The sequence below is a fragment of the Streptomyces sp. V2I9 genome (assembly GCF_030817475.1).
GTDB lineage: Bacteria > Actinomycetota > Actinomycetes > Streptomycetales > Streptomycetaceae > Streptomyces.
The window spans coordinates 6,532,357-6,543,827 of the sequence record NZ_JAUSZJ010000002.1; the positions used below are offsets into that span (position 1 = coordinate 6,532,357).

Annotated in this window: 9 protein-coding genes; 3 read left to right on the plus strand and 6 right to left on the minus strand. The window is 73.3% G+C overall.

Features of this window, described 5'->3' with window-relative positions; translation table 11 throughout:
• Positions 1-345: 345 nt before the first annotated feature.
• The 5 genes from QFZ71_RS28315 to QFZ71_RS28335 form a co-directional block, all read right to left on the minus strand.
• Entirely contained in the window at positions 346-1,725 is a 1,380-nt protein-coding gene (locus tag QFZ71_RS28315; RefSeq protein ID WP_307670992.1) for a diaminopimelate decarboxylase, read from the minus strand.
• A 91-nt stretch (positions 1,726-1,816) separates the two neighbouring features.
• Positions 1,817-2,614 carry a family 1 encapsulin nanocompartment shell protein gene (locus tag QFZ71_RS28320; protein WP_307670993.1) on the minus strand — a complete coding sequence of 266 codons (798 nt, stop codon included), beginning with the start codon at positions 2,612-2,614 and terminating at the stop codon, positions 1,817-1,819.
• Positions 2,614-3,693, minus strand: coding sequence for a Dyp-type peroxidase (locus QFZ71_RS28325; RefSeq protein ID WP_307670994.1), 1,080 nt, complete (start codon positions 3,691-3,693; stop codon positions 2,614-2,616). The genes QFZ71_RS28320 and QFZ71_RS28325 overlap by 1 nt, the downstream gene beginning before the upstream one ends.
• Positions 3,694-3,842: 149 nt before the next feature.
• Positions 3,843-5,285, minus strand: a complete 1,443-nt coding sequence (gene gndA / locus QFZ71_RS28330; RefSeq protein WP_307670995.1) for an NADP-dependent phosphogluconate dehydrogenase — start codon at positions 5,283-5,285, stop codon at positions 3,843-3,845.
• A gap of 81 nt (positions 5,286-5,366) precedes the next feature.
• Complete coding sequence (locus QFZ71_RS28335) at positions 5,367-5,915, minus strand: DUF5709 domain-containing protein (RefSeq protein WP_307670996.1); 549 nt, start codon at positions 5,913-5,915, stop codon at positions 5,367-5,369.
• A gap of 440 nt (positions 5,916-6,355) precedes the next feature.
• Between QFZ71_RS28335 and QFZ71_RS28340 the strand changes: the two genes are divergently transcribed.
• From QFZ71_RS28340 to QFZ71_RS28350, 3 genes are all read left to right on the plus strand, one after another.
• Positions 6,356-6,499, plus strand: coding sequence for a hypothetical protein (locus QFZ71_RS28340; RefSeq protein ID WP_307670997.1), 144 nt, complete (start codon positions 6,356-6,358; stop codon positions 6,497-6,499).
• A gap of 297 nt (positions 6,500-6,796) precedes the next feature.
• The gene (locus tag QFZ71_RS28345; protein WP_307670998.1) at positions 6,797-8,272 is read left to right on the plus strand and encodes a UDP-N-acetylmuramoyl-L-alanyl-D-glutamate--2,6-diaminopimelate ligase; all 1,476 of its coding nucleotides are present in this window, start codon (positions 6,797-6,799) and stop codon (positions 8,270-8,272) included.
• Between the two features lie 190 nt (positions 8,273-8,462).
• On the plus strand, positions 8,463-10,067 hold the full coding sequence (locus tag QFZ71_RS28350) for a carboxylesterase/lipase family protein (protein WP_307670999.1): 1,605 nt from the start codon (positions 8,463-8,465) through the stop codon (positions 10,065-10,067).
• Between the two features lie 322 nt (positions 10,068-10,389).
• Here QFZ71_RS28350 and QFZ71_RS28355 read toward each other — a convergent pair whose 3' ends face one another.
• The gene (locus tag QFZ71_RS28355; RefSeq protein ID WP_307671000.1) at positions 10,390-11,430 is read right to left on the minus strand and encodes an SCO7460 family lipoprotein; all 1,041 of its coding nucleotides are present in this window, start codon (positions 11,428-11,430) and stop codon (positions 10,390-10,392) included.
• Positions 11,431-11,471 lie beyond the last annotated feature (41 nt).

Sequence of the window (11,471 nt, forward strand, 5' to 3'; positions counted from 1 at the left end):
TGGAGGATCGCGATGACCCACCCGTACCCCGACCCCGTACCGCCCTCGCCGACGCCTCCGCCCGTGCCGGGCCCGCCCACCCCGGTGCCCAGCCCGCCGCCCGTGCCGCCGGGGCCCGCACCGGTTCCGCCCGGTCCCTCGCCGGACCCGATCCCGCAGCCGCCCGCTCCGGGCCCGGACCCCGTACCGGACCCGGAGCCCGAGCCGCAGCCCGCCGGGAGCTGACCGGCGGCGGACCGGAGCGCGACAGCCACGCCTCGCACCATGTGGGCCCGGCCGGCCGTGGCGCGCCGGTCGGCCGGGCCCGCTGTGCCTGCTCGGCCACTCCGGTCGGTGGCCGCCCGCTCAGCCGTCCCGTTCCATCAGGGCGTCCACGTGGGCGAGACCGCTCTCCGCGGCGATCGACTCCATCGACTGCGCGTCCCGCACCGTCGCGAACGTCACCGCCCCGCCCTTCCCCGCCCGGAATCCGTACACGGCAGGGCGAGGCAGGCTGTTGTACGCCCACGGGGTGGAGAAGTAGTACGCCCCCGTGTCGTACAGGATCACCACATCCTCCTCGGCCAGCTCCGGCAGCTCCCTGCCGTACGCCACCACATCGCCGGCGAAGCAGCACGGCCCCGCGATGTCCTGGGGCAGCACCGGGCCGGTCCTGGGGGTGCCGTCCGCGCCGAACGCCCCGATCCGCAGCGGCCAGGCGTCCGGCATGAACACCGTACGGGTGGCGGTCTGCGCACCCGCGTGGGTCAGGGCGATCCGGCGGCCCCCGGCGTCCTTCACGTACTCCACGCGCGCCCCGATGAACCCGTTCTTCGCCAGCAGCGACCGTCCGAACTCCGTGATCAGCCCGTAGCGCCCCGAGAGCAGGCCGGGGACGGCCGCGGTCAGGGCCGCCACGTAGTCCGGATACGTGGGGCGTACGGTCTCGTCGGCGAAGTTGACCGGGAGGCCGCCACCGATGTCCAGGCTGGTGACCTGCCGGACCCCCAGCGTCGCGTTGATCTCCTCGGCCAGTTCGTACGTTCGGGCCACCCCGGCCGCCATCAGCTCCAACGGGCAGCCCTGGGAGCCGACATGGGCGTGCAGCCGAGTGAGCCACGGCCGGTCCCGGAACGCCCGCACGATCGCCTCACGGGCTCCCGGATCGCGCAGCGCCACCCCGAACTTCGAGGTGCCCGTCGCCGTGCTCATCGCCCCGATGGAACCACCGCCGACCTGGGGATTGATCCGCACCCCGACCACCGAGGCGGTACCCGGATGACGGAGGGCGTCGATGCGGCGCAGTTCGTCGAGGCTGTCGGCGTTGACGGACACCCCGAGCGCGAGCGCCAGCCGGATCTCCTCACGGGTCTTGGCAGGCGAGTCCAGCACGACACGGGACGCGGCGAACCCCGCCTCCAGGGCGAGGCGCAGTTCGCCGGGGCTCGCCACCTCGCACCCCATGCCGCGGTCGGGCAGCCGCAGGACCGGGATGAGCGAGCACGCCTTGGCGGCGAAGGTGTGGAGCACCTCGGGCGCGGCCGAGAAGGCGTCGTGCAGAGCCCCGACGGAGGCCCGCACCCCTTCGGTGTCGATGAATCCGGCGACCTGGCCGCCCTCGCCCAGGAGCCCCTGCCCGACAGCCGCCCGGACGACGGCGTCGAAACGGGGATCGCGGCGCGTGGCGTGGCCGGTCGCGGGCGGTGTCGTCGCGCCCTCGTGGTGTGCGGGAGTCGTCTGCGTCATACGGCCGGAGTCCCTGATGGCTGCCCCCGGAGTCCTGGGCGGAACGGGGGCGCTCGGCAGCCGTCGCACGCGCGGGCGCGCGCCCCCGTGGTCAGGCGATCAGGCCGACCACGGCCTCCGGCGTGAGCATCCGGAAGGTGAACGCCTGCTGGAAGTAGAGGTGGACGCTGGTGGCGTCGTGGTCCGCGTAGCCGATCGACAGGTCCTGGCCCAGGCAGAGTTCGAAGTCCCCGCCGCGGGTGGAGAGCAGCACACCACCCTTGACCGCCGGCGCCCACAGGATCTCGTCATCGACCAGGCGGCTCAGATGCGTCTTGACCGGATAGCCGTGGTCCGAGGTCTCGGCCGCCTCGGTGAACGCGTCCGCGCCGAGAAGCAGCCGGTACGGCCCGTCGACCCCGGCCAGCCGCAGCTGGGTCACGGCCTGGCTGACCGCCACCGGATAGTCCCGCGCGTCGGCGGGCAGCGGCAGCGGATCGTGTGAGGAGCCGTCCCTCAGGCCGGTGATCCCGGCCGCCCCGTACCCGTCGATGATCGCCATGTCCTCGGCGAACGCGCAGGTGCGGGCGGCGTCCTTGACGGGCTGCCAGTCACTGTCGGCCGAGCCGCGCTCCACGTCGTCCACGGCCGCGCGGGTCACCGTGAACGGCACCCGCCACTCGATGACCGGCATCGACGTGCGGGCGCGCGCCACGACGTCCGGGGTGGGCGGACCGATGGCACGGAGGTGGCCGTCACCGACCGCGGCCAGCGTCGGGCCGGCCGGGTCGGAGACATCGACGACGCGGCGGCAGGCGACATGGCGGCGGAACGTGCGCCGGGCCTCCTCCTCGATCTCGTCCCAGGCTGCGGGGGTGACCGGTGCGAGCTCGCGGTGCAGATTGTTCATCACTGACTGCTTCCGTGCAGGCCGCCGAGGTGCAGCGAACCGTCGTCGGAGCCGGCGGCGGCCGGCTTCCGCGGCTCCTGCCGGTCCGGTGCGGACGCCGGCTCCGGCCGGCTCCCGGCGTGGGCCGAGGCGGGTGGGGGCGGGGGAGCGTCGAGGAAGTCGGCGCGGGGGGCGAAGAAGAGCGAGCCGGTGACCGCCGTGGAGAAGTCGAGGATGCGGTCGTGCGACCCGGCGCCGTCGCCGAGGAACATGTTGCGCAGCATCTGTTCGGTCACGCCGGGATCGGCCGCGTATCCGATGAAGTACGTGCCGAAATCGCCCCGTTCGAAGCTTCCGAACGGCATGTTCGCCCGCAGGATGTCCCGTTCGTTGCCGTCCTTGTCGATGATGGTGTTGAGCGCGAGATGGGAGTCGGCGGGCTTCTTGTCGTCGGGGAACTCCACATCGTCCAGCTTCGTGCGGCCGATGACGCGTTCCTGCTCCTCCACGGTGAGTGCGTTCCAGGACGCCAGGTCGTGGAGGTACTTCTGTACGACGATGTAGCTGCCGCCGTCGAAATCCGGGTCCTCCGGCCCGACGAGCGCCGCCACCCGTGCGTCGTTGCCCACCGGGTTCGCCGTGCCGTCCACGAAGCCGAGCAGATCCCGGTGGTCGAGATAGCGGAAGCCGTGCGTCTCGTCCACGATCCGCAGGGCCCCGCCGAGCTTGTCGAGCAACTGGGCGGCCCAGGCGAAGCAGACGTCCATCCGGTCGGCCCGGATGTGCAGCAGGAGGTCGCCCGGTGTCGCCGGAGCGTGATGAAGCGGCCCCCGCAGTTCCGGGAACGGCCGGAGGTGGGCGGGACGGGGCCCGCCGAACAAGCGGTCCCAGGCGTTGGAACCGAAAGCGGTCACACAGGCGAGCCCGGCGTCCGGGAACCGGAAGCCGAGCGACCGGGCGACGGCCGCGAGGTCCGGCAGCACGTCCCGCACCGCCTGCTCACCGCCCGGCTCGACCGTGCCCACCAGGAACAGGGCCGCACTGGTCACCGGTGCCACGACGGGTTGGACGGAGACGGGATCGGGAACGGCATCGGGCATGGACGTGCTCCGTTACGAGGGGGGTCGGACGGTGGCCGGACGGCGGCCACCGGGCGACGGCGAACAGGGCTCGGAGTTATTGGGCCACGGCTGCCGACCGGTCGCACGCGGGGTGGACCGGCCGGGGGAGCGGGGCCGCCACGCCGGGCTCAGCCCACCTCGACCTCGGACCGGTCGCCGCCCCAGAGCGTGTGGAACGAGCCCTCCCGGTCCGTACGCCGGTAGGTGTGCGCCCCGAAGAAGTCCCGTTGCCCCTGGGTGAGCGCCGCGGGCAACCGGTCGGCGCGCAGCCCGTCGTAGTACGAGAGCGCCGCGGCGAACCCCGGTGTCGGCACTCCCTGCCGCGCGGCCACGGCCACCACCGCCCGCCAGTCCTCCTGGGCCGCGCCGATCTCCTGCCCGAACTCCTCGTCAGCCAGCAGGAGGGTCAGGTCCGGCCGGGAGGCGTAGGCGGCGCGGATACGGTCCAGGAAGGCGGCCCGGATGATGCAGCCGGCCCGCCAGATCGCCGCCACGGAGCCGAGGCCGACGTCCCAGCCGTACTCCTCGCTGCCCGCCCGGATCTGGTGGAAGCCCTGCGTGTACGAGACGATCTTGGAGGCGTACAGGGCCTGCTCCACCTGGTCCGCGAACGCCGCGGCAGCCGGCGCGTCGAGCGGCTTCGGGCTGGGTCCGGGGAGGTCGCGTGCCGCGCCCCGCAGATCGGCGTGGCCGGACAGCGACCGGGCGAACACCGCCTCCGCGATCCCCGACACCGGGACCCCGAGGTCGAGCGCGATCTGGACGGTCCACCGGCCGGTGCCCTTCTGCTCCGCCCGGTCCTGCACGACGTCCACGAACGGCTTTCCGGTCGCCGCGTCCGTATGGGCGAGGACCTCCGCCGTGATCTCGATGAGGTACGAATCCAGCCGGCCGGTGTTCCAGGTGCGAAAGACGTCGGCGATCCGCGCGGGGGAGTAGCCGCCGACGGAACGCAGCAGGTCGTACGCCTCGGCGATCAACTGCATGTCCGCGTACTCGATGCCGTTGTGGACCATCTTCACGAAGTGGCCCGCGCCGTCGGGGCCGATGTGCGTGGTGCACGGCGTGCCGTCCTCCGCCCGAGCGGCGACCCGCTCCAGCATCGGGCCGAGCGATGCGTAGGACTCGGCGGAGCCGCCCGGCATGATGCTGGGGCCGTGCAGCGCGCCTTCCTCCCCGCCGGAGATTCCCACCCCGACGAAGTGGATGCCCCGCTCGCGCAGCTCCCTCTCCCGGCGGCGGGTGTCCTCGAAGTGAGCGTTCCCGCCGTCGATGATGACGTCGCCCTCCTCCAGCAGCGGGGCGAACTCCTGGATCACCGCGTCGGTGGCGTCCCCCGCCTTCACCATGATCACCAGCCGCCGGGGCCGTTCCAGCGCGGCGACGAACTCCTCCGGCGTGCGCGCCGGCACGAAATCGCCCTCGTCGCCGAACTCCTCCACCAGGGCGTCCGTCCGGGAGGTGGTGCGGTTGTGCAGGGCCACCGTGTAGCCGTCGCGGGCGAAGTTCCGGGCCAGGTTGCGTCCCATGACCGCGAGTCCGGTGACGCCGATCTGAGCGGTGCCGCTCATCTGTGTGCTCCTGGAGGTCCGATGACGTCGGGAGGGTGAGAAGCGGGGCGGGGCGCGGTCCCGCGCGGCGCCACGGTCCGCTCAGGGCGACGCCGAGGCCGCCGCTCCGCCCGTGGCGGGATCGGTCCCGGCGTCGCCCGGAGGCGGAGGCCAGGGCTCCAGCAGCGCGTCGTCGTCCCCCGGCTCGGGGATCACGTGCATCGCGGCCTCCTCGGCCGACGCCGCCGCCCCGTCGATGCCCACGTCGCTCGCGGTGAGGGTCGCCGGAACGGTCCCTTCCGCCTGCTGGGTCAGCCGCCCGGCACGGGCGACGCCGACCTCGTCGTCCCAGGGCTCGCCGTCACCGTCCACGAGATCGCCGACACCGTCGCCGAGTGAACGGTCCGGCTCGGGGACCTCTCTCCTCAGACGGGCTTCGAGGGACTCGCCGGAGTTCTGTTCCGAGGCCGTGGCGCCCAGCCCTTCGACCACCCAGGGGCGGTCCGGCGGCGCGTAGCCCTCGTCCAGCGGGTCGCCGGTGCCGGACGGGTCCATGAGCGTGTCCTCGGCGCCGAGCTGCTCGGCGGCGGGGTCGGAAGCTTCGGGCTCCTGGGGCTGGTAGACCGCGTCCCCCCAGTCGGTGTCGCTCATGGCGCGTCCTTTCCTCCGGGGTACCGAGAACCGCTGTCCCTGTACGCAATTCCACTCCGGTACCGCTCCGGCCGCAAAGGGAAGATCGGTTTCCGGGTGTCGGGGCGGGCCACCCCGACCGGTTCGTCCGCAGGTCGCGCCCCGTTCCCCCGGTATCCGAAGAGATCCGTCACACCGACGGTGCGGATGGTCGAACCGCCGAACGCCCGCGCCACGAGGTGACCTCGCCCGCCCACGGAGAACGGCCGCCCCGAGGCGGTCATCACCCTCGGCGGAACCGCCCCCCGCCGTGGTGACCGATTCCTGAAGCCGGTGGTGGCGGAGACGGCGGGAGGCCGCACACGGGACCCACCGGAGCGGGCAGCGTCCCGGCCCGGCCTCCCCGGCGAGCGCGCGGCGGAGCGGACCGGCGCGCCTCCCGCCGCACGTACACTCGGCTCATGGAACGCAGCGCCGAGCCGAGCATGTGCCCGCACCGGGCCGCTTCCGCGCTGCCCCCGGTCGCCGCCCGCGCGGCCGTGCCCCCGGTGCCCGCCGACGCGGCGCCCGGAACGGGCCGTACCGCACTGCACGGCCACGGCTAGCGATCTCCGCGACCGTCCCCGACAGCGGCATCCGGCGTCCCCGGCCCTCGGCGCGGACCGCCCCGGCCCGCCGCCATCTCACCAACGCCATCAGCAGGGCCACGACCGCCCGGAGGCATCACCAGCACCACCGCTCCGGCGGCCGCGTGCCGCAGCGTCACCGTCTCCTCCGGCGCTCGCCGGACGCGGAATCCACCACCGGCTCCACAGCACCACGCGGCCCACGGCGCACTTGCCCGTGCGGCATTCCGGCGACGGCCGTACGACCTGGCCGACGCCGCATTCGAAGGGATCATCGTGAAGCTGAGCGACCTCATGGCCGGGCAGGACCACCACGTGCTCCGGGGAACCCCCGCGCGCACGGACGTCACCGCCGGAGCGACCTTCGACGTGGACCGGGTCGCCCCCGGCTCCGTCTTCGCCGCGGTGCCCGGCCACGCCGCCGGCGGGCCGGGCTCCGTCGCCCCGGCCGTCGCACGCGGCGCGGTCGCCGTCCTCGTCGACGAACAGGCGCCCCCGCTGCCCCCGGCGCTGGGCGAGGTGTGCGCCGTACGGGTCCCCGACGTCCGCAAGGCGGCTGCGGTCGTCGCCTCGCGCTACTTCGGTGAACCGGGCCGGGCGATGGACCTCATCGCCATCACCGGCACCAACGGCAAGACGTCCGTCTCGTACATGACCGAGTCGGTGCTCCGGATCGCCGAAGGCGCGCGGGTCGGGGTGATCGGCACCGCGGGCAGCCGCATCGGCGACGAGCACATCCCGATGCCTTCCTCGGTGCTCACCACGCCGGAATCACCCGATCTCCAGTACCTGCTGGGGCACATGCGCGACCGCGACACCGGCAGCGTCGTCCTGGAGGCCACCTCGATGGGGCTCCTGACACACCGGCTGGACCGTACGTTCATCGATGTCGGCGTCTTCACCAACCTGACCCAGGACCACCTCGACGACCACGGCACCATGGAGAACTACCGGGACGCCAAACTCCGCCTCTTCCAAGGGCTGTGCCGCCGCGCCGTGATCAACGCCGACGACCCGGTGGGCGCCGGGATCCGGGAGCTGATGCCCGACGCGGTGACCACGTTCGCGCTGGACGGCGACGCGGACTACCGCGCGAGCGATCTCACCGTGGACGCTTCGGGCACCCGCTTCACCCTGCATCACGAGGGCCGCAAATATCCGGCGGCGATCCCCTCGCCGGGCCGGTTCTCGGTCTCCAACGCGCTGGCCACGGTGGCAGCCTGCCACCTCCTCGGCCACAGCCTGGCCGGCCTGGTCGACGCGCTGGAGCGGATGCCGCAGATCCCCGGCCGCTTCGAACGCCTCCACACGCCCGGAGGCACCTCGGTGATCGTGGACTACGCCCACTCACCGGACTCCCTCAGCAAGGTCCTCACCACGATCCGGGGCTTCGCCCGCGGCCGGGTCATCACCGTCTTCGGCTGCGGCGGAGACCGCGACACCACCAAGCGCGCCGAGATGGGCACGATCGCGGGGACCCACTCCGACCTGTGCGTCCTGACTTCGGACAACCCCCGTCACGAGGACCCCGAGGCCATCCTCGACCAGATCGCCCCGGCCATCGCGTCGACCGGGACACCGTTCGAGCGGCTCGCCGACCGCCGCCTGGCCATCGCCGCGGCCCTGGCGGAAGCGGGGCCGGACGACATCGTGCTCATCGCGGGCAAGGGCAGCGAACCGCACCAGAGCGTCCGGGGCGAACTGCTCCCGTTCAGCGACATGGCGACCGTACGCGAGCTGATCGGCGGCTGAGCGGCCCGGCCCTTCCGCACGGTGCCGCTCCCGGCGGCGGTGTCCTCCCGGAACCCGTTCACCCCCCCTGGAGCCGGTTCGGGACACGCCCCGGGGCAAGATCAATTCGCTGGTGGGGGCCCGAGGCATGCTGGGATGCTGACCCGGCCGCGCCGAACGCCGGACGGGCAGTACCAGGGGGAGCGGAACCGTGGACGTCTACACGACAGAGGCCGGACGGGTACGGGGGCGGCGCGCCGCGCGGGACCGCGGGATCGTCACCGTACTCGGACTACCGTACGCGGCACCGCCGTTCGGTCCCCGCCGGTTCCTGGAGCCACAGCCGGCGGAGCCCTGGGACGGCGTACGCGACTGCGCCGCCTTCGGGCCCGTCGCTCCCCAGTCGGCCGAACTTCCGGGCGCGCCGCTCTGGTCGCCCGGTGACGAGGACATCCTCACGCTGAACATCTGGACGCCTGCCGGCGGGCCGGGCGACCTGCCCGTGCTGGTCTGGCTCCACGGCGGTGCGTACGTCTTCGGGTCCTCGGCCCAGCCGGACTTCGACGGCACCGCGCTGGCGGGGCTCGGGCTCGTCGTCGTCACACTCAACAGCCGTCTCGGCTTCGAGGGGTTCGGCCACGTCCCCCACGCGGACGGCGGCCCGTCCTTCCCCGACAACCGTGGACTGCTCGACCAGATCGCCGCGCTGGAATGGATCCGCGACAACATCGCGGCGTTCGGCGGCTCCCCGGACCGGGTCACGCTGGCCGGCCAGTCTTCGGGCGCGACCTCCGCCGCCTGCCTGGCAGTGGCCGACCGGGCGCACGGCCTGTTCCGGCGCGTGGTCCTGCACAGCGCCGTCAACGCCTTCGCCACGGTGGAACAGGCGGCCCGCACCACCGCCGAGGTCGCCGCCGAGGCCGGGGTACCCGCCGACCGGAGCGGGCTGCTCGCCGCCCCGCCCGAGGCCCTGGTCGCCGCGGCGGACCGGGTCTGCGCCCGGTACGCGCAGGACCCCGCCTCGGGGCAGCGCCACTACGACCCGGCGATCTACGGCCCGGTGATCGATGGCGCCCTGCTGACCGCCGACCCGCTGGAGGCGCTGGCCGCCGGAGCGGGCGGCGCGGTGGAACTCCTGGTCTGCCACACCACGGAGGAGTGCTGGCTGCTGGATGCGGTCGGCAGCAGAGCGAAGATCACGGACGATGATCAACTGGCCCGGTTCGCCGCTGACTTCGGCCTGTCGTCCGCCTTCGTCGAGAAGTATCGTGAGCGCCTGCCGGGCGCGCCGGTGCTCGACGTCCACCTCTCCCTCGCCTCCGACCTGCTGTTCGCCGAGTACAGCTCGCGCCTCGCCGAGGCCCATGCCTCGGCGGGCGGCCGGGCCTTCCTCGCCCGCTTCGACCGCCGCACGGGCGGCGCCGGGCAGCGGGTGCGCGCCTGGCACTGCGCCGACATCCCGTTCGCGTTCGGCAACCTTCACGAGGAGAGCGTCCACTTCCTGATCGGCGGGCCGCCCGGCGCCGCCGACGAGGAGCTGGCCCGGCGGATGACCGGAGCCTGGGCCGATTTCGCCGCCCATGGCGATCCGGGGTGGCCGCCCCTCGCCGGACCTCCCGGACCCGAGCGACCCGCCGGGAGCGGTGCGAGGGTACGCGTCTGGCGTACGGCGGAGGAGGACGCGGGCGTGGAGGGTGGCACGGGGAGCGACACGGCCCGGCGCATGGAAGAAGGGCGTCCCGAGGACGTGCGGGAGGCCGGGGGCGGCTGCCGTGATCTGTGGCGTACGGCCGGACTACCGCTGCTGGCCCCCTGACACCCCCATGCCCCCGGTGTAGCGCCGACCTCTACGCAGAGCCGCCCGAGCGGGCCGACCGGCGACCCGCGTGCCGGGTCACCTCGACGGGGGGCGGCCGAACCAGGCGGTCATGCGCTCCCGGGTGAGAACGTCCTCGACCATGCACCGAGGGAGGTCGCGCCCTTCGCGCTGGAGCAGGGGGCATGGGCGTTCGCCGGGGAGAGTTCCCCCACAGGGCGGGTGACGGTCACCGTCGCCAACTCCGGCCGCGATCCGGCGAGACGGCGGGGAGGGGCGGGCGCACGGTGGTGGCCACGAACCGCACCATGCCCCGGCTCTGCTAGTACGGAGGCAGCCGCAGGATTCCGGAGGCGTCCCGCACATCGTGTACGAGGCGGATCTTCCCCACCGGAACGCCCTTCTCGTCCGTGGTCACCAGGGCCGCGTCGTCGCTGTCGACGCACCGCCCGCGCGGGTCCGGCTCGGGGCAGAACAGGACGTAGCCGGTCTGGCGGTCCACCCGTCCCGGCTCCAGCCGCCAGATCCACTGGTACTCGCTCACGGCCACCCGCGGATAGGTGGTGCGCAACTGCTCCTTCACCGCGCTCTGCACGGTCTCGCCGAACTTCTGGCGCTCCCGGAACGGGCGGACCTCGCGGGCGCTGCCCGTCGTGTCGACCCGGCCCGCCTCGATCTCGTAACTCGCGGAGAAGTGGGTGTACTCGGTGAGCGAGGCCAGGAGGTCGGAACGGGTCAGCCGCATGAGGGTGGGCCAGGAATCCTTGCCCCGGTTCCGGTGTTCCGCCACGGCGGGGGAGACCACGTTCACGTACGTTCCCTGCCCCTTCGCCACGGTGCTGTCGGGCCCGCTCGCCGTGACCCACCGCTGGACGCACTGCCCGATCTCGCTGAGCACCCGCGTCACGGTGGCGTTCGTCAGCTCGGCCACGACATAGGGCGGGGTGCCGGTCGGGCCCAGTGCGACGACCTCGTAGCCGCAGGCGTCGAAGGCGGACTCGAGCGTACGGAAGTCCTCGGCCTGCTGCCTCGCGCGCTCCACGGCCTCGGTCAGGGCGCCGACGCAGTCCTTCCCGTCGCAGGAGCCCCGCTCGTTCTCGTCCGTGTCGATGCGGAGCCGGACCACGGCGTCGCGGTCGCCGCTCACCGCGAACATGACCTCCGAGCCGCCCGTGCCCGGAAAGAGCGTCCGCGCGCCGATCGCCTTGAGCTGACCGGGGAAGTGCTTCTCGGCGAGGTCCTCCGCCGCCCGCCGGTCGTCCTTGGTGCCGACCACTCCACACGCGCCCATGAGGACGACCAGCGAACCCGCCAGCACACCGGTCATGACGGTTCTCCACTGCCTGCGGCGTGATCCGGCCATGGTCCGTTCCTCCCTGAGGTCCCGCCTTGCGTTCCTGTGAC